General features: G+C 69.2%; 16 protein-coding genes. 10 read left to right on the top strand and 6 right to left on the bottom strand.

Annotated elements, in window-relative coordinates; genetic code table 11:
- Positions 1 to 297: 297 nt before the first annotated feature.
- Complete coding sequence (locus tag HMPREF9056_RS03295) at positions 298 to 1,479, top strand: SGNH/GDSL hydrolase family protein (RefSeq protein ID WP_009402777.1); 1,182 nt, start codon at positions 298 to 300, stop codon at positions 1,477 to 1,479.
- 48 nt (positions 1,480 to 1,527) lie between these two features.
- On the opposite strand, the gene HMPREF9056_RS03290 is transcribed toward HMPREF9056_RS03295, so the two are convergent.
- Positions 1,528 to 3,285 carry an alpha/beta hydrolase gene (locus HMPREF9056_RS03290; RefSeq protein WP_253269912.1) on the bottom strand — a complete coding sequence of 586 codons (1,758 nt, stop codon included), beginning with the start codon at positions 3,283 to 3,285 and terminating at the stop codon, positions 1,528 to 1,530.
- A 287-nt stretch (positions 3,286 to 3,572) separates the two neighbouring features.
- Between HMPREF9056_RS03290 and HMPREF9056_RS03285 the strand changes: the two genes are divergently transcribed.
- Positions 3,573 to 4,841, top strand: coding sequence for an SGNH/GDSL hydrolase family protein (locus tag HMPREF9056_RS03285; RefSeq protein WP_034513609.1), 1,269 nt, complete (start codon positions 3,573 to 3,575; stop codon positions 4,839 to 4,841).
- A gap of 119 nt (positions 4,842 to 4,960) precedes the next feature.
- Here the strand turns inward: HMPREF9056_RS03285 and HMPREF9056_RS03280 are convergent, their stop codons facing one another.
- The 3 genes from HMPREF9056_RS03280 to HMPREF9056_RS03270 form a co-directional block, all read right to left on the bottom strand.
- Entirely contained in the window at positions 4,961 to 6,523 is a 1,563-nt protein-coding gene (locus HMPREF9056_RS03280) for an MFS transporter (RefSeq protein ID WP_009402771.1), read from the bottom strand.
- Between the two features lie 70 nt (positions 6,524 to 6,593).
- Entirely contained in the window at positions 6,594 to 7,448 is an 855-nt protein-coding gene (locus HMPREF9056_RS03275) for an inositol monophosphatase (protein ID WP_009402768.1), read from the bottom strand.
- Positions 7,445 to 8,914: an amino acid permease gene (locus HMPREF9056_RS03270; RefSeq protein ID WP_009402767.1), complete on the bottom strand. Its 1,470-nt coding sequence runs from the start codon at positions 8,912 to 8,914 to the stop codon at positions 7,445 to 7,447. The genes HMPREF9056_RS03275 and HMPREF9056_RS03270 overlap by 4 nt, the downstream gene beginning before the upstream one ends.
- 80 nt (positions 8,915 to 8,994) lie before the next feature.
- On the opposite strand from HMPREF9056_RS03270, the gene HMPREF9056_RS03265 reads away from it, so the two are divergent.
- The 8 genes from HMPREF9056_RS03265 (at position 8,995) to HMPREF9056_RS13405 (ending at position 16,004) form a co-directional block, all read left to right on the top strand.
- Entirely contained in the window at positions 8,995 to 10,662 is a 1,668-nt protein-coding gene (locus HMPREF9056_RS03265; protein ID WP_009402766.1) for a DUF2079 domain-containing protein, read from the top strand.
- 139 nt (positions 10,663 to 10,801) lie between these two features.
- Positions 10,802 to 11,224: a CrcB family protein gene (locus tag HMPREF9056_RS03260; protein WP_009402765.1), complete on the top strand. Its 423-nt coding sequence runs from the start codon at positions 10,802 to 10,804 to the stop codon at positions 11,222 to 11,224.
- Positions 11,221 to 11,694 (top strand): CrcB family protein, encoded by a 474-nt coding sequence (locus HMPREF9056_RS03255; protein ID WP_009402764.1) that lies wholly within the window; start codon positions 11,221 to 11,223, stop codon positions 11,692 to 11,694. The genes HMPREF9056_RS03260 and HMPREF9056_RS03255 overlap by 4 nt, the downstream gene beginning before the upstream one ends.
- Positions 11,695 to 11,881: 187 nt before the next feature.
- On the top strand, positions 11,882 to 12,724 hold the full coding sequence (locus HMPREF9056_RS03250; RefSeq protein ID WP_172635233.1) for a thioredoxin domain-containing protein: 843 nt from the start codon (positions 11,882 to 11,884) through the stop codon (positions 12,722 to 12,724).
- A 144-nt stretch (positions 12,725 to 12,868) separates the two neighbouring features.
- Entirely contained in the window at positions 12,869 to 13,816 is a 948-nt protein-coding gene (locus HMPREF9056_RS03245; RefSeq protein WP_009402762.1) for an ROK family glucokinase, read from the top strand.
- Between the two features lie 370 nt (positions 13,817 to 14,186).
- The gene (locus HMPREF9056_RS03240; protein ID WP_034513606.1) at positions 14,187 to 15,134 is read left to right on the top strand and encodes a siderophore-interacting protein; all 948 of its coding nucleotides are present in this window, start codon (positions 14,187 to 14,189) and stop codon (positions 15,132 to 15,134) included.
- Positions 15,135 to 15,191: 57 nt separating this feature from the next.
- On the top strand, positions 15,192 to 15,677 hold the full coding sequence (locus HMPREF9056_RS03235) for a nucleotidyltransferase domain-containing protein (protein ID WP_009402759.1): 486 nt from the start codon (positions 15,192 to 15,194) through the stop codon (positions 15,675 to 15,677).
- Between the two features lie 57 nt (positions 15,678 to 15,734).
- Positions 15,735 to 16,004 (top strand): HepT-like ribonuclease domain-containing protein, encoded by a 270-nt coding sequence (locus HMPREF9056_RS13405; protein ID WP_087942173.1) that lies wholly within the window; start codon positions 15,735 to 15,737, stop codon positions 16,002 to 16,004.
- A 114-nt stretch (positions 16,005 to 16,118) separates the two neighbouring features.
- Here HMPREF9056_RS13405 and HMPREF9056_RS03230 read toward each other — a convergent pair whose 3' ends face one another.
- Both HMPREF9056_RS03230 and HMPREF9056_RS03225 read right to left on the bottom strand, forming a co-directional pair.
- Positions 16,119 to 17,432 (bottom strand): AI-2E family transporter, encoded by a 1,314-nt coding sequence (locus HMPREF9056_RS03230; RefSeq protein ID WP_009402757.1) that lies wholly within the window; start codon positions 17,430 to 17,432, stop codon positions 16,119 to 16,121.
- 103 nt (positions 17,433 to 17,535) lie between these two features.
- The coding region (locus tag HMPREF9056_RS03225) for a hydrolase (RefSeq protein WP_034513605.1) at positions 17,536 to 17,937 on the bottom strand (402 nt) is incomplete at its 5' end.

The following is a 17,937-nucleotide window of genomic DNA, read 5'->3' as shown; positions in this document are numbered from 1 at the left end:
ACCGATATCCGGAAAGGAACGATGATGTTTCACTTCGCCTTCGCTCTCTCACTCGCTCTTGCCCCTTTCAGCAAAGATCTTAACTGGCCATATTTTTGGTAATGGGACATCAGTCTCTGACCTGGACAAACACATATCCTCACAGCAGATACAAGCCCTCATAGGACTGAGCAAGAAGGCCCGATATCGTTGATGTCAACACGTCATTTATCACTCTCGAACCGACTGATGCGTTTATCTACACCACTGACCACCACTGTCGGCCGTACACGGCGCCTCACACTCCACTTCGGCCTATTGGTCACGGTACTGGCCGCCTTGACCGCCGTCGGCCCCTCAGTCCACTCCGTGTCCCTGGCGCCGTCCCTACCGACAGGTGGCTATGTGGCCCTGGGCGACTCCTACGCCTCCGGCGTCGGGGCTCCTCCCTACGCCAAAGGCACTGACGTGCAGGTGGAGAACGGCAACAAGTGCAAGCGGGCCACAGCTGCCTACGCGCATCAGGTCGCCGACAAGACCGGCAAGACACTCGATTTCGGCGCCTGCGCGGGAGCCTGGACCAAGCACTTCTACGAGGCCCGGACTCCCTGGAAGGAACCCGCCCAGCTCGATCACCTGGACGCCTCCACCGGCTTGGTCACCTTTTCCATCGGCGGTAACGACGCCGGCTTCGCCAAGATTCTCTCCGAGTGCGCCACCCAGCCTCCTTTCTCCAACTGCAGCAGCGACAAGGAGGTCACCGAGCCGGTCGACTCAACCATCGATGCCCTGGCCGGCAAGGGCAAGCAGGCCGGCGTCTACAGCTACGACACGATCATGACCGACATCGCCACCCGCGCCCCCAATGCGACCGTCGTCGCCGTCGGCTACCCGCGCATGTTCACTCGGCAGGGTGGCAAAGGCGGTCCGGTTCCCGGCCGTTGCCAGGGGCTCGCCAAGGTGGACCAGCGCTGGATCAACGCCCGCACCAACGAGCTCAACACCGCTCTCAGGGCCACTGCCCAACGCCACGGATACCAGTTCACCGACCCCTCCGGCTCCTTCGCCGGCCACGAGCTGTGCGGCAAGCAGACCTCCTGGTTCGACGGACTGCTCGACGACGGACGCTTCCACCCCAACGCCGCCGGCCACAAAGCCATGGCCTCCTCGATCATGAACACCCTGAACAATCGGCAGGCCGCGCAGGAGCAGCCCGCCGCCGCACAGGCACAGGTGGACAACACGCGCCCCGCCGGCTCCTTCACCCTCGCCCGCGACGGCGACCAACTCTCCCTGGACGCCTCAGCCTCCACCGACGCCGACGGCGCGATCGCGGGCATCGACTGGTACGTCCAGCATGCCGATGGAACCGAGGAGGTCCTCACCGGCGCCCGGGCCACCACCACGGTCCCCGCCGATGAGCAGGTCTCCGTCACCGCCGTCGTCACCGACAACCAGGGCAAGGAGGACTTCACCACGCAGGTGTCCGCCGCCGGCTGACCACCCGCGGCAGGCGAGCGGCACGGCCCGCCCACTCACCTCGGCAGCCTACTCGCTGCCGTGACAGGTCAGGCCCTCCTTGGGCATGGTGCCGGAGAGCAGGTAGGCGTCGATGGCGTCGTTGACGCAGGGGGCGTCGCCGCCATAGGCGGTGTGCCCGTTGCCCTCCCAGGTCAGCAACTGGCCGGAGTCGAGCTGCTCGGCGAGGGACTTCGACCAGGCGTACGGGGTGGCCGGGTCCCCGGTGGTTCCCACGACGAGGATCGGCGCGGCGCCGTGGGCGTGGATCTGTGTGGGCTTGCGGGTCCCGTTGTGTCCCCAGACGCTGCACACCAGGTCCATGCCGACCGAGGTGTTCCCGAAGATCGGGGCCACGCGCTTGGCCTCCTCGTACTGCGCGGACCAGGTGGCCGTGTCGTCCTCCACCGGGTAGTCCAGGCAGGTGATGGCCTGGAAGGCACCGCCGCTGTCGTCCTTCGAGACCGCGGCCTGGTCCTCCTGGACGGCGAGCAGTGAACCGTCGCGATGGTTGATGGCCTGGTCCAGGGCGCTGGTCAGAGGTACCCAGGCCTGTTCGGAGGAGTAGAGGTACTCGCTCAGGGCCGTGACGATGTCCGAGCCGGTCACGGTGCGGTTCGGGTCGCTGGTCGGCAGGGGCGTGCTGTTTGCTGAGGTGATGAGGTTGCGGATCTGCTGGACTCCGGCGTCGGTGCCACCGCTCAGCGGGCAGCCGGTGGAGGACTGGCAGTAGTCGACGTAGGTGCGCAGTGCCTGCTCGAAGCCCGTGGCCTGCCCCAGTCCCTGGTCGGCGAGGGACAGGGCGGGGTCGATCGCGCCATCGAGCACCATGCGCCCCGTGTTGCCGGGGAAGTTCTCGGCGTAGACGGCCCCCAGGTAGGTGCCGTAGGAGAAGCCCAGGTAAGTCAGCTTCTCCTGACCGGCCAGCGCCCGCAGGATGTCGAGGTCGCGGGCGGCGGAGACGGTGTCGACGTGGTCGAGCAGGGCGGCGGGCGTGGTGCCGGCGGCGCACTGGGCGACCAGGTCCTGGAAGGACTGCCGGGTAGCCTCCGACCACTCCTCGAAGGAGTCGGTGCCCGAAGCTGTCTCAGCGGTCGCCGCTGTGGAGGGCTCAGCAGTGCCGGCCGACTCGTCGTCGGTGGTGCAGGTGATGGCCGTGGAGGAACCGACCCCGCGCGGGTCGAAGCCGATGATGTCGTAGGCGCTGAGCAGCTCGGGAGCGAAGGAGGTGCCCGCCTGCTCGGCGAAGGCGACCCCGGAGTCGCCGGGGCCGCCGGGGTTGATGAACAGAGTGCCTTGCGAGTGGCCGCCGGCGGCCGCGCGCTTCTTCATGGCGATCGAGATGGACTCGCCCTGAGGGTTGGTGTAGTCGAGGGGGACGGTGACGACGGCGCAGCTGAAGGTGGCGTCATCGGTTCCCTCGGAGGTGCCGTCTGTCCCGCTCGCGCTGTCGAAGCTCGGAGCGACCGTTACTTCCGACGTCGTGGCGGTACTCGATTGGACGGTCTTCTCCATACCGCCGGTGGCTCCGCAGGGGTACCAGTCGACGGTCTGGCGGTAGAAGGACTCCAGACCGGAGGGGATCGGGCCCGCGACGGTGGCCGAGCCACTTACTGCGGGGGTGAGTCCTGTCCCGCAGGCACTCAGGCACCCTCCGATGAGGAGCGTTAAGGCGCTGACGCTCGTTCGACGGCGTGGCGAGCTCCCTGTCACCGCGGACTGCACGGACGCTCGCATTGAGACGGCACTTCCTGGATCGGCCGAGCGCCGCCTCGCTGTTTTTCTCATGCCCGGCATCCTACAAAGGCTTCCTGCATCAACCGCACCACTCGGAGCGACCTCACCTGCCACTCGACACGCCGCGACAGCACTCCGGAACGAGGGCCGCCCAGCCCGAAGTGCGGCTGCTCATCCGATCGGATGAGCCGGCAGTCGGGAGCATCGCGCACTGATGGATTTCTGGTGATCCACTCGCTTCTCCTCCTTCTGTGACACATGGCCCCGCCACCCACACAATTTCACCGACCAATAGTATTCTTCCTGAGCAGCAGTTCCATAATGTCGAGGAGCTCACTGTGCACAACCGTTCCCACCGATCCCCCCTCCCGACCACGTCCAGTCAACTGCTCACCCCAACACGACGACGTCGCCCCGCCCGTTCCATCCGCCTGGGCCTACTCGCCACGGTACTGGCCTCCTTCACCGCCGTCGGCCTCCCGGTGTACTCCGCTCCCCAGGCACTGTCCTTGCCAGCAGGCGGCTACGTGGCTCTGGGAGACTCCTATGCCTCCGGCTTCGGAGCACCTCCCTACGACGATGAGGGTTGCAAACGAGCCGAGGCCGCTTACGCGCACTCCATCGCCAATCGAACCGACAAGACGCTCGACTTCGGGGCCTGCTCCAACGCCTTCACGAAGCACTTCTACGAGGCCAAGACCCCCGGCAAGGAGCCCGCACAGCTCGACCACCTGGGCTCCTCCATCGGCCTAGTCACCTTCTCCATCGGAGGCAATGACGCCGGATTCTCCAGCATCTTCGCCAAGTGCGTCACCGCCGCGCCCTTCTCCAACTGCTCCGGCAACAAGGAGGTCTCCGAGCGGGTCGACGGCGCCATCGATGCCCTGGCCGGCAAGACCACACAGGATGGTATCTACAGCTACGACACCATCATGAGCGACATCGCCGCACGTTCCCCCAACGCAACCGTTGTCGCTGTCGGCTACCCGCGCATGTTCACCCCACATGGAGCCGGCCAGATCCTCCCGGTCCCGGGACGCTGTGAAGGCGTCACCAAGGTGGACCAGCGCTGGATCAACGCCAAGATCAACGACCTCAACTCCGCCGCAAGGGCCGCCGCCCAGCGCTACGGCTACCAGTTCACCGACCCCTCCGGCTCCTTCGCCGGACACGAGCTGTGCGGCCAACAGTCCTCCTGGTTCCAGGGTCTCATCGACGACGGGAGATTCCACCCCAACGCCGACGGCCACAAGGCCATGGCAGCCTCCGTCATGGACGCCCTGAACGCCCAGGGCCAGGAGGCCGCGCAGGATCAGCCCGCCGCCGCACAGGCACAGGCGGACAACATGCGCCCCACCGGCGCCTTCACCCTCACCCGCGACGATGACCGGCTCTCCCTGGACGCCTCGGCCTCCACTGACGCCGACGGCGCGGTCGCGAACATCGACTGGTACATCCAGCACGCCGACGGCACCGAGGAGGTCCTCACCGGCGCCCGGGCCACCGTCATGGTCCCCGCTGACCAACAGGCCGTCATCACCGCCGTCGTCACCGACAACCAGGGCAAGGAGGAGTTCACCACGCAGACCTCCCCCGCCGCCGGCTGACCACCCGCGGCAGGCGAGCGGCACGGCCCGACCGCCCACGCGTTCGTCGGGTAGGTCGCCTGCTCGTACCCTCTACCCCTCGAACGCGCGACATAAGGTACGACCGCACAGGTGCATGGTCACGAGGCGAACATGTGCGGGTCCTCGGCCATCGCGCGCCGACCGGGCACGGTGAGCGCCAGGTAGATCGCCACGGCGAGCATCGCGGCAACCCCGACCGCCAGGCTGACGGTGAGGCCCGCATCCGTAGCGGCGCGGACCAGTGACGTCAGCTGCGAGCGCACGCCGGCCGGCATCGCGGTGGGCCAGCCGTCCAGGGCGCGCAGCCCCTGACCGGAGGCCACCAGGGAGACGAGATGTTCCCGGTCCGACGCGCGACCCAGGGCGCTGATCTCCAGGGAGGCAGTCATCACCCGCCGGATGACACGCTCGTAGCTCACGCCCACGACCGCGACCCCCATGACAATGCCGAGCTGACGAGCAGAGGCGGAGAACCCTGAGGTCATTCCGGCAGTGTCCTCGTCGGCTGAGGAGACCGCCAGCTGGTTGACGATCGTGCCCGTGGCCCCCGTGGCGGCACCCGCCAGGACCAGCCCGGGGATGAGGACCAGCCAGGTGCTCGATCCGCGCAGAAGCATGAGCAGGCAGGAGCCGACGACACCGCCCAGCACAATCCCCAGCAGGCTCGCCCTGGCCCCGCGCCGTCGGACCGCTCCCCCGCAGGTGGCGGCGACAACGAGGGCGGAGGCGCTGAAGGGCAGAAAGCACAGGCCGGTCTGGGCCGGGGTGAGCCGGTAGATATTCTGCGCGTACAGGGACAGGAAGGCCATCGGGCCGATGAGGGCCGCCTGGATGATGAACCCGACCATGACGCTGCCGGCATAGGTGGGTTCGGTGAGGATACCGACGTCGACCATGGGGCTGGCAGCCCGTCTCTCGACGAGGTAGAACGCACCGAACAGTGCCACGGAGCCAACCAGCAGGGAGACGATCGCGGGCGAGGTCCACCCCCACGTGTTGCCCTGCAGGAGCGCGAGGGTGAGCGCTCCTGTCATAGCGACGCACAGGGCCGTGCCCGGCCAGTCGACCTTCCTGGCTGCTGCGCCTGCCGCCGCGGCACCCAGGTCCGCTCCGGCCTCGGGAACCCAGCGCGAGCCCAGCCAGACCGCCAGGCCCACTGGGACGTTGGCCCAGAAGATCGAGCGCCAGCCCGCCAGTAGCACGAGGCCGCCCCCGATGAGCGGTCCCAGGGCGATGGCCGCGCCGGAGACCGCCCCGTAGACCCCGATCGCCCGGGCTCGGGCGGGGCCGGTCGGGTAGCGGTCGGAGATCATGGGGACGCCGACGCCCAGGAAGATCGCTCCACCCGCGCCCTGGATGAAGCGGCTCCAGTCCAGGACGTCCACCGACGGTGCCAGCGCGCAGGTCAGGGAACCGGCCGTGAACAGGGCGATTCCCCACCGGAAGAGGCGCAGCCGCCCCACCGATCCGCTCAGCGTCGCCGCCGACATCAGAAGCGTCCCGAGCGGCAGGGTGTAGGCGTTGACGACCCACTGGAGCTCGCTCAGCGACGCGCCCAGGGTGGCGCCCATGTCGGGAAGCGCGACGGAGACGACCGTGACGTCCAGGACGTTCATGAAGTTGGCGGTGCATATCAGTAGCAAGATGAGTGCCTGCCTCACGCGGCGCACCTTTCGCGAGGGTTCTCGGGTGGCGGCAAGCGACCCCACACCTAAACGACCGCTACAAAGGTTAGCACCGATCAGGGCTGAGATACTCCAGTACCTCGGCGTGGGCGGCGGGCGTGCCCACGAGCAACGACCCGGCGCGGCGCACGTCGAAGGGCGCCCCGTCCATCCGGGTGAGGACCACCCCGGTCTCGGTGCACAGAAGCGCGGCGGCCGCGACGTCCCAGGGCTGGAGCCGCGGCTGGGCGTAGACGACCGCACCGCCGGCAGCCACCTCCGTCATCTCCAGGGCGGCCGCCCCGTAGCAGCGCATGCCCCGCGAGGCCTCGATGGCCCGACCGATGCCCGCGTCCTGCGTGAGCTGGTAGTGGGCGATGACCATGCCCTCGCTCAGGGGCAGGTCCTCCACCGTCTCCAGGACCCGCGGCGCGGCACCGACGGCGCCCGCTGCGCCCTCCGTCAGCGGCTCGACCCGGGCGCCCCGACCGCGGACGGCCGTGTAGAGCCGGCCGGCCACGGGGTCGGCGACGACCGCCACCACGGGCACGCCGTCGTCGACGAGGGCCAGCGAGATGGCCCAGTCCCGGTGGGTGGACACGTAGTTGAGGGTCCCGTCGATGGGGTCGAGCACCCAGACCCGCCCGCGATAGGTCTCGAAGTCCTCGACGCGGTGCGCCTCCTCGCCGTGGATGGGAATGCCGGTGGCCTCCAGGCGGCGGACGATGCGCTCTTCGGCACCACGGTCGACCTGGGTGACCAGGTCGTTGCGGTGCGCCTTGGCCTCGACGCGCAGCTCCTCGCCCGGGTCCAGGGCGAAGGCGGCCGCCTCACGGACCGCGCCCACCGCACGGGCGAGCAGGTCCACCAGGTCCGCCGACGACGTCGAAGCCGCCTTGCGCCCACCACCGGACGCACTCACGGCCGAGGCTCCTGCTGCCTGGCGAGCCGACGGCTGTGAACCACCCACGCCACTCCGAGGGCGACCAGCCACAGGGGCGAGGCGAAGACCGCGACGCGGGTGTCGTGGGCCTGGGTGAGGGTCCAGATGACGAACACGAAGAAGGCCAGGCACAGCCAGGCCGCCGCACGCTCACCGGGCAGGCGGAAGGTGCTGGCCTCGTGCAGCTCGGGCCGCAGGCTCAGGAACCTCAGGTAGCACACGACGATGACGCACCACACGAGGATGAACAGGACGCTGGCCACGGTCGTCACCGTCGTGAAGGCGTCGATGATGGACTTGGAGGTGTAGAGCAGCGGGATCGAGGTCAGCAGGCTGACGCAGGTGACGATGAGGGACACGCCCGGCACCGAGCGGGCCGTCAGCCTGCGGAAGAGGTGGGGCGCGTTGTCCGCCCAGGACAGGCCGAACAGCATCCGGGAGGTGGAGTACACCCCCGAGTTGGCCGACGACGCCGCGGCCGTGAGCACCACGAAGTTGACGACACTGGCGGCCACGCCGAGCCCCGCCAGAGCGAACATGGCCACGAAGGGGCTCTCCTTGGGGTCGATCTCCCGCCACGGCGTGACGGCCATGATGGCCGCGAGCGCCCCCAGGTAGAACAGGACGATGCGCACCGGGATGGCGTTGATGGCCCGGGGCAGGGTGACCTCGGGGTCTTTGGCCTCAGCGGCGGCGGTCCCCACGAGCTCGGTGCCCACGAAGGCGAAGATGGCGATCTGGAAGGCTCCGAAGAATCCGCTCAGGCCATTGGGGAACAGGCCGCCCTCCCAGATGTTGGACAGCTGGGCCGGGGCCCCGTTGGGCGCCGTGAAGCCGCGCAGCACCATGAGGATCCCGACGACGACGAGCGCCATGATGGCCACGATCTTGATGATGGAGAACCAGAACTCGATCTCCCCGAAGGCCTTGACGGTGGCCAGGTTGAGGCTGAACAGCAGGACCACGGTGAGCACCGGCGTGATCCACAGCGGCAGGTGCGGCCACCAGAACCTCACGTACCCGGTGATGACGATGACCTCGGCCACCGCCGTCACCAGCCAGCACACGTAGTAGGTCCAGCCCACGAAGAAACCGGCCCACGGCCCAATGAGGTCGTGGGCGACGTCGGCGAAGGACTTGTAGGACAGATTGGACAGGAGCACCTCGCCCAGGGCCCGCATGACCAGGAAGAGGACGGCGCCGATGACCGCGTAGACGACGAACACGCCCGGGCCGGCCAGGGAGATCGTCTTTCCCGAGCCCATGAACAGTCCGGTTCCGATCGCCCCGCCGATGGCGATGAGCTGGACGTGGCGGTTGGTGAGGTGGCGCTGGAGCTGGGGCTCGGCGTCGTGCTCCACCAGCTGGTCGAGGTCAGGCCGCGGATGCGGCGCTGAGGAGTCGGCCGCCGGGCTGGATTCGGCGGACTGCGGCGTCTGGGACATCTCGTCTCCTGATCGTGGGTGACGCCACGAGCCTAGCGGCACCAGGTTCATCCCGGATTCACACGGGTAGGCTCAGCGCCGTGAACCTCGCCGCGAACCTCAGGGACCAGATCCGCCACTCGATCCCGGCCACGATCGTCGTCGTCATCGGCGCCTGGGTGATGATCTACTACTCGATCGTCCAGTGGGAGACGATGAAACAGGTCCCCAGCTGGGACCTGGCGATCTTCTCCGAGCTGGCCAAGGCCTACGCCCACTTCCAGGCGCCGATCGTGCCGGTCAAGGGCGACGGGTTCAACCTTTTGGGCGACCACTTCCACCCGATCCTCATCACGCTGGGGCCGATCTGGCGGCTCTTCCCCACCCCCCTGAGCCTGCTCATCACCCAGGACCTGCTGCTGGCGGTCTCGGCCTGGCCGCTGACCCGCCTGGCCGGCCGGCTGACGAACCAGTGGGTGGGCGGCGCGCTGGGGCTCGTCTACGTTTTGTCCTGGGGGATGCAGGGGGCGGTGGCTGCGCAGTTCCACGAGATCGCCTTCGCGATGCCGATGCTGGCCTTCGCCTCGGCGGCCTTCGTGGAGCGGCGCTGGGTGGCGGTGACTGCATGGTCGGCGCCCCTGGTCCTGGTCAAGGAGGACATGGGGCTGACGGTTCTCATGATCGGGGTGGCCGTCATCCTCACCTCGCTGGTGCCGACCTGCTACCGGACCTGCACGGTCGGCGGGCCCCGTGCCGACGGAGCCGACGGCGAGGCCGACGATGCCGCCGCCCGCAACCGGCGTCGGGGCGTGCGCCTGGGCGTGGGCATGATCGTCGGCGGGGTCGCGGCCTTCCTCTTCTCCGTCCTGGTGTTCCTGCCGGCCTTCAACATCAACGGTGTGTGGGACTACGGACTGAGCTCGGAGAACAAGCCCGCCGCCCCCGACGCCCTGATCCAGAAGGTCAAGGTCGTCGTCATGCTGATCCTCACCAGCGGCGTCGTCGGGCTGACCTCGCCCTGGCTGCTCGTGGTGCTGCCGACGTTGGCATGGCGGTTTCTGGGCTCGGTGGACTTCTACTGGGCGTGGGACAACTGGCACTACAACGTCACCCTCATGCCCATCGCGATCGGGGCGCTGCTCGACGTCGTGGCCCGGCGCCGCGCGCACGGCGCTTACCTGGCCGGCCGCCCAGTCAGGGTGGTGGGGCTCGACGGCCGGGCCGTCGTCGAGTCGCCGGCCGAGGATGCCGGCAGCGCCGGTACCGCCGTCGGTGAGTCCGACGCCGAGGGCCCGTACCGGCGGCCGCTCGCCTTCCCGACCTGGCTCACGGTGCCGCTGCGGCACCGCGCTGTCACCGCGACGAGCATCCTGACCGTCGTGGCCACCGGTGTTCTGACCGGTCCCTACCTGCCCCTGTGGGAGGCCACCAACCAGAACTTCAACACACCCAACGCCCAGACCAAGAAGGAGGACCCCGAGGCGCGGCGGGTGGCCGCCGCTCGCGAGGTCATCGCCACCATCCCGGAGGGGTCCACAGTGGTGACCGACCTGTCGATGCTGGCCTACCTGGTGCCCCGGGCCGAGGTCTCCTGGATGGGGACGAGCGGGCCGGACAAGGAGTACGTCGTCATGAACCGCAACGGCGGTGGCAACCAGTGGAACGTCTCCGACGCCGCGGCCTGGGGCGAGCAGCACTCCAAGCAGGGGGCGAGCTACAGCGTCATCTACAACAAGAACGGCTTCCAGATCGCCAAGCGCAATGGCTGAGGCGGAGCCCGAGTCCGCGACCGGAACCAGGTCCGTGTCCGGTTCCGAGCCCGAGACGGAAGTACCCGCACCGTCTGCCACTCCAGCAGCTGAGCCAGCACCCCCGCCCTCCCCTTCAGCAGCCGGACGGGCCCCGTCGGTGGCCGGATCGCTCACCCTGGTCGCCGTGGGAGGCTGCGCGGGCACCCTGGTGCGCGCGGCCCTCGAGCGATCCTGGCCCGCTGCACCCGGGCACCTGCCGACGACGACGCTGGCCATCAACGTCGTCGGCGCCCTGGCCCTGGGGCTGTTGCTCGGGTCGCTCGGCGAGCAGCGCCCCCGTCTGCGACTGGCCCTGGGCACAGGGGTGCTCGGCGCCCTGACGACGCACTCGACCTTCATCCTGGAGAGCCACCGGATCCTGGCCTCCGGGGAGGCCGGCGGGCACCCGGCCCTCGGTGCCGCCTACCTCCTGGGGTCGACGGCGATCGGACTGGTGGCGGCCGGCCTCGGGCTGTGGCTGGCCGGCCGGGTGGGACGCCGGGGCCGTCAAGGCGGCCCCTCCCTCAGGGAGGCGTCATGAGCGGGGCCGGGGCCACCGGGCTGATGGGGTGGCTCGCCGACTGGCTCCCCCTGGCGCTGGCCGGCGGAGCGGGAGCGGCCTGCCGCTGGAGTGTCGACACCCACGTGAACCGGCTGAGAGCGGCCGCCTCAGCGGCTGCTTCGACACGGCGTCGTTCCGGCGTATCCCAGGCGCCGCGGATGCCCTGGGGCACCGTCGTCGTCAACGTGTCGGCTTGCCTTCTCATGGGCCTGCTCGTGGGCTGGGCGGGCGAGTCCCCGGACTCCGGGTCCTGGGCCGCCACGGCGCTGACCGTCCTGGGGACCGGGTTCCTGGGCGGGTACTCGACCTTCTCCACGGCCTGCGTCGAGGGGGCGCGGTTGCTCCTGGCGGGCCGGTGGGGACCGGCCCTCGGGCACACCGCCCTCATGACGGCGGGGACTCTGGGCACCGTCGGGCTCGGGCTGCTCGCGGGTGCCGCCCTGAGGTGAGCGACGACGTCAGCCCGACGCCGATGACATCCAGTGACATTCGTGAGCGCCCTGTGAGCCGCTCGTGAGCGGCCCGTGAGGTTGGGACCGCCGCTGAGACACCTCTGAGACGGCTGTGACGAAGTGTGCTCCCACCAGCCCTATCAGGCGTGTCGCCGGGAGGCGCTCCTCTGACAGACTCCCTGCCATGAGTGTTCAGCCGCCTTCTCCGACGCCGACACCTGCTCAGTCGAGGGGCAACCGCACCACGGTGATCGTCCTCGTGGTCATCGCCGTCATCCTGGCGGTCCTCGCCGCGCTGCTGCTGCAGAACGTCGCCTCCCGGCACCATAACGGCGCCGCCGCCGGCCGGGCGGCCACCTCCGCCTCGGCCACAGCGGTCCCCGAGCCGACGCCGGCACCGCCGGTGGCCGACGCGCAGACCCTGGAGCTCATTCACGCCGAGACCCACCGCGACCCCGCCGACGCCCAGGCCAAGGGCAAGGTCGACGCCCCGGTCGTCATGGTCATCTACTCCGACTTCGCCTGCCCCTACTGCACCCAGTTCGCCCAGAAGGTCGAGCCCGAGCTCGCCGACCTGGTGGACCAGGGCACCTTGCGCATCGAGTGGCGCGATCTGGCCCAGATCAGCCCCACCTCGCCCCTGGCCGCCCAGGCCGGCCGGGCCGCCGCCAAGCAGGGCAGGTTCTGGGAGCTCCACGACGCCGTCTACGCCGCCGCCGACCCCCAGGGCCACCCGGAGTACACCGAGGACTCGCTGGTCGCCTTCGCCAAGCGGGCCGGGGTGGCGGACATCGAGAAGTTCCGCAGCGACATGAACGCCGCCGAGACCGTCAGTGCCGTCACCGAGGCCAAGAACCACGCCCACTCGATCGGCATCACGGGCACCCCGTTCATGATCGTGGGCGAGACCTTCATCAGCGGCTTCCAGGACGCCGACTACATGAAGGCCGTCATCAACAGCCAGGCCGCCAAGGCCAAGGCTGCCACGACCTCGACGACCTCCGCGGCGCCGACGGCGTCGCGCTGACGACCTCGTCCTCCCGTCCCCCGAACTCGTCACCACGGCGGGCCCGGGGACGTTATTCTTCCCCTACTCATCTCATCGGTCGTTGAGCAAGCGGCGGCGCGGATGGCAACGTCAACAACGGTCGTTTTCACAAGGAGCAGGGGCATGGCACTGAGCATTGGCGTGGATGTCGGCGGGACGAAGATCGCGGCCGGCGTCGTCGACGACGACGGACAGGTTCTGCAGACCATTCGGCGTGACTCGCCCGCCGCCGACCGCCAGGCGATCATCGACACGATCACCACGGTGGTGCGGCGCCTGCGCGAGGACTTCCCGGACGCGGCCACCGTGGGTATCGGGGCAGCGGGCTTCGTGTCCTCCGACCGCAACACGATGGCGCACGGCACCAACCTGGACTGGACGGGGATGCGCGTCGGCGACGTCGTCTCCGAGGGTGTGGGCCTGCCGGTCGTCGTCGAGAACGACGCCAACGCCTTCGGGTGGGCCGAGGCCCGCTTCGGAGCGGCCCGCGGCAAGCGCAACGCCCTGATCGTGGCCATCGGCACCGGCGTGGGCGGGGCGATCATCGTCGACGGGCGCCTCCTGCGCGGGGCGGCCGGCTTCGGCGGGGAGATCGGGCACATCACCGTCGTCCCCGGCGGGCGCCCCTGCGGCTGCGGACTGCGCGGCTGCCTGGAGCGTTACAGCGCCGGCACGGCCCTGGGGGTCAACGGCTGGGAGCTGGCGCAGTTCCGCCCGGCCTACGCCGCCCGCATCATCGAGCTCTCCGGCGGCGACCCGGAGCACATCTCCGGCAAGGCCGTCACCGCGGCCGCCCGCGAGGGGGACCCGGCCGCCCTGGAGTGCTACGAGCAGCTCACCCACTGGCTGGGGGTGGGGCTGGCGGACATGTGCGCGCTGCTGGACCCCGAGGTCATCGTCATCGCCGGGGGCCTGGCCGAGGCCGGCGACATCCTGCTGGCCCCCACGCGCAAGGCCTTCGCCGCCAACCTCACCGCGGGCGGCCATCGTCCCACCATCCCGGTGGTGCTGGCCGAGGGCGGCCAGGAGGCCGGACTCGTGGGCGCCGCGGACCTGGCCCGCCAGCCCTGAGCAACCGGCACCACCCTCGGTCCCGCCTTGGAGACCAGCGGCCGTTCGGTCTTCCGCGAGAACCGCGGACGATGACGCGGCGTCAGCGTGCCGCACTGCACCAACCCACCCATTGTTAGGTATGCCTCCCCTCGGTTAGCATCGCCATACTCGCTCTGTCCCCCGGGGCCATCTCCGGTCCGGTCTTCGCCACGCCCACCATCCTCCCCAAGGGCCGCCATGACGCGCACGGCACCGGAGGAGGAACGGGAGCAGCCCCATCCGATCGCCAACCACCGGTGCCGTCTGATAGCCGCCTCAAGCAGTCCTCAGAGCGGTCTCGTAGGCGCTTCCCAACACCACACCGCCAGACGCACGAAGGAGTCCCGAGATGAGCCCAGCCAGACCGTCCGCCTCACCGACGTCCCCGTTCCGCTTCTTCCATGTCACGGTGGCGGCAATCCGCGACGTGACGCCGTCCATGCGACGCTTCACCTTCATCGGGGACGATCTGGTCCACTACGCCGACCCGGGCTGGGACCAGCGGATCAAGCTGGTGCTGCCGGCGCCGGCGTCGGGTTATGAGCAGCTGCCCGACGGCGAGGACTGGTACGGCCGGTTGATGAAGCTGCCCGAGGAGCACCGGTGCTCGATCCGCACCTATACGACGCGCACGGTTCGCCACGAGGCGGAGGGTCCGGGCGGAACGCGTGCGGAGGTGGATGTCGACATGGTGGTGCACGACCCGCTCGGCCCGGCCGCGCGGTGGATCCTTGAGGCCGAGGTCGGTACCGAGGCGGTCCTGCTGGGACCGAACCGGCAGTGGGACGGCGACGCCGGGGGCGTGGACTTCGTGCCACCGCGGGTGACCGAGCGCTACCTGCTGGGCGGGGACGAGACGGCGGCACCAGCGATCGCCCGGATCCTGGAGGACCTGCCGTCGAGCGCCCGGGGAGTCGCCGTCGTCGAGATGCCCGGTGACGAGGATGCTCCTTACCTGCCCGTGCATCCCAGGATCGAGGTGCGGGTGGTTGGGCGCAACGGGCGCGCACACGGTGAGCTGCTCGTCGAGGGTGTGCGCCGGGCCGCCAAGGAGCTGTGCCCGGTGGGGGTGCCGCAGGAGGTCGAGGAGATCGACGTCGACCGTGAGCTGCTGTGGGACGTGCCGCGCCACGCCAAGGGCGGGGACGCGCTCAAGCGCACGACCCTGTACGCGTGGCTCGCCGGGGAGGCGGCCGCCGTGCGGACGATGCGCCGTCACCTGGTCAGCGAGCGCGGCATCGACCGGCGCTCCGTGGCCTTCATGGGCTACTGGCGCCAGGGCCGCGCCGAGGGCTGAGCCCGAGGGCTCCGACACCCTCGATGACACGGATATAGCACTTGCTATGATGAGATCATGTCTGTCGCTGATCCGGCCGAGAACCTGGCAGCCGTCGCCCAGGAGACGGATAAGGCGGTCCGCCAGGCGCGGGAGCGGCTGGTTACGGCCGTGCGCAAGGCCTCCAGAGACGGCATGTCCCAGAAGGAGATCGCCCGACAGATCGGTCGAAGCCAGCCGGAGGTCTCCCGCCTTCTGCGCTTTCACGGCACCACGCCACTGGCCCGGCGCCTGCGGTCCGCGCGCCACGAGGTCATCGAGACGGTCAAGGCTGCCGGCGGCTCGAATGTCCGTGTCTTCGGCTCCGTGGCCACCGGCCGAGAGCACGAGGGCTCCGACATCGACCTGCTCTTCCACATGGACCAACCACTCGGGCTCATGGACCTGGCCGGGCTGGAGATGGAGCTGGGATCGGTGCTCGACACCGACGTCGATCTGGTGCCCGACACCAATATCCGTCCGACGATGCGCGAGCGAATCATCTCCGAGGCGGTCCCGCTATGAGCCCCGTCAGTAGAACGGCCACCGAGATCATCTCGGAAAACCCTCGAGCATTTTGATATCGCCATCAGTCACTCGGAGAGGGATCTCTCCGACCAGATCGTCATCGATGCGATCGCGATGAGACTCTCGGCCGGGGTGGAAGCACTCGGAGCATTGGACCCCGACATCCGCGCACACCTTCTTGGCAGCCAGTGGCCGAAGATGCGGGGAATGCGTAACCGCATCGCTCACGACTACGGTTTCATCGACGACGCCATCGTCCGACAGACAGTCTTAGTCAATCTGCCACCGGTCGTCGAGGCTCTCCGTACCTGGAACGAGACCTGACCCGCGACCTGATGCACTGATCCTGGTCGAGGACTACTTTTACCGCCAGGACTGCGTTCTCGTGGCAAGGCGCAGTCGCCGATTCCCCGAGGTGACCGGCGAACCCTCAGACGATCAGTCCGCCTGGAAGCGTTGATGGCTGCCGGACGGCATGGATCCATCGACGTCGTCGGCGCCCCTGGCCGCCTTCTCAACCTTCCCGGCCTTCTCAGGCTTCTGTGCCGCCTCAGCCTTCTCGGTAACCTGCTCGACGACGGAACGGCCGTGGTCGGGGTCCGCCTCCCCGACGCCGTCACCGTCGAGGTCCAGCTCATCGAGCACGTCCTCGTCCAGCTCGTCGGGGTCGCGCACAGGCGAGTCGCCGGCGGACAGGAAGATCCCCACCCAGCGCGAGCGCGGGTCGGAGTCGATGAGGAGGGCCTTGACGAACAGGGTCAGCGGTACCGCCAGGATCGTCCCCAGCGCCCCGATGACAGTGGACCAGAACAGCAGGCACAGGAACGTCGTCGTCGTGTTGAGCCCCACCGCGTCCCCGGTGAACTTGGGCTGGACGAGGGACTGGATGACGAAGTTCGCCACCACGTAGGACAGAACGACCCACAGCGCCGTCCAGGGCCCGGAGTCCACCAGCCCCAGGATCGCCGGTGGGACCACGCCCAGGACGAACCCGATGTTCGGGATGTAGTTGGTGATGAAGGAGACCACGCCCCAGGTGATGGCCATCGGCACATCCAGGTACCACAGAGTCAGCACGTTGATGACGGCCACAATGAGGCCGAACACCGTCGAGACCATCCAGTAGGAGCGCACCGCCTCACAGAAGGAGACGAGGGCGGAGGCCATGCCCGGCTTGAGGACGTTGAGGGCCGCGGTGCGGATCTCGATCTTGGCGGTGTCGAACATGAGGAAGACGACCACCATCGCCATAACACTGAGCATCGCGCTGGCCGAGGTCACCTGCGCCAGAATCGTCTGCGCCACCGTGACGAGCCTGGAGGTGTCCAGGACGTTGGTGACCTGCTTGAGCACCGTGGACTGGTCGACCCCCATGCCGTTGAGCTGGGTCTCGGCCTGACGCCAGATCGCCTGGAACTTGGGGGCGTACTGCGGAAGAGTGTCGACGAGCTGGGCCACCGCGACGGCCAGGGCCGCAAACAGCAGGACGACGAAGGTGAAGATGAGCAGGATCGCCGTCGTCGCCGCCAGCACCCGGGGCACGTGGTGGCGCGTCATCCAGGACACCAGCGGCCGGACCGTCACCACGAGGGTGAGGGCGAAAAAGGCCGGGGCGAAGAGGTCCTTGATGAGGTAGAGCCCCACCGCGCCGATGGTCAGCATCGCTAAGAGGTAGGCGATGGTCTCCCCCTGCGTGCGCTCCCCAGGGACGGGGACGGAGGCCTTCCGGGCTTTCTCGGACACAGCTGCCATGCCCGCATCCTCCCACGGGCGCGCAGCTGACCAACGACGCGGCCCTGCGCGCCGCGGGAGTTCTCCGTCTCTCCCGAGGCTCGGGCGCCGGCGTTCCGCGGGCTCAGCCCACCGGCAGCACCTCGGCCAGCCAGGGGTCGACGGCGCGGTAGAAGGTCTCCGGGTCACTGCGGCGCACCTGGTGGCCGGCTCCGGGGATGAGGACCGGGGTGATGCGGGGGTTGCGGGCGGCGGTGGCCAGGCCCTCGCGGCCCACGCGGGCGCTGCCGGGCCGGTCACCGGTGAGCAGCAGGGCGGGGACGTCGAGCGCGGCCATCGCCTCGTCCCAGGGGATCTCGGGGGTGACGACGCCGGAGAGCAGCAGGCCCGGGTCGGTACGCTGGGAGGCCCATACGCCCGGGAGGGCCTCGGCATCGGGCATGGTCTCCAGGGCGCGGCCGACGGCGGCCGGCAGATCGGCGACCTCGGCGGCGCGGGCCCGCTCTCGGGCGGCACCGCGGGCCAG

Origin of the sequence: Actinomyces sp. oral taxon 170 str. F0386 (assembly GCF_000195595.1) — a bacterium.
Classification (GTDB): Bacteria; Actinomycetota; Actinomycetes; order Actinomycetales; family Actinomycetaceae; genus Actinomyces.
The sequence above is the reverse complement of the archived record's forward strand: the minus strand, read 5'-3'. Positions and strand labels throughout refer to the sequence as shown.

What these genes read in the sequence shown, in the direction of transcription:
- HMPREF9056_RS03245 (WP_009402762.1), top strand. Translation starts at nt 12,869, where the DNA reads ATGGCACTGAGCATTGGCGTGGATGTCGGCGGGACGAAGATCGCGGCC.
- HMPREF9056_RS03270 (WP_009402767.1), bottom strand. Translation starts at nt 8,914, where the DNA reads ATGTCCCAGACGCCGCAGTCCGCCGAATCCAGCCCGGCGGCCGACTCC.
- HMPREF9056_RS03235 (WP_009402759.1), top strand. Translation starts at nt 15,192, where the DNA reads ATGTCTGTCGCTGATCCGGCCGAGAACCTGGCAGCCGTCGCCCAGGAG.
- HMPREF9056_RS03230 (WP_009402757.1), bottom strand. Translation starts at nt 17,432, where the DNA reads ATGGCAGCTGTGTCCGAGAAAGCCCGGAAGGCCTCCGTCCCCGTCCCT.
- HMPREF9056_RS03290 (WP_253269912.1), bottom strand. Translation starts at nt 3,285, where the DNA reads ATGAGAAAAACAGCGAGGCGGCGCTCGGCCGATCCAGGAAGTGCCGTC.
- HMPREF9056_RS03255 (WP_009402764.1), top strand. Translation starts at nt 11,221, where the DNA reads ATGAGCGGGGCCGGGGCCACCGGGCTGATGGGGTGGCTCGCCGACTGG.
- HMPREF9056_RS03250 (WP_172635233.1), top strand. Translation starts at nt 11,882, where the DNA reads ATGAGTGTTCAGCCGCCTTCTCCGACGCCGACACCTGCTCAGTCGAGG.
- HMPREF9056_RS03240 (WP_034513606.1), top strand. Translation starts at nt 14,187, where the DNA reads ATGAGCCCAGCCAGACCGTCCGCCTCACCGACGTCCCCGTTCCGCTTC.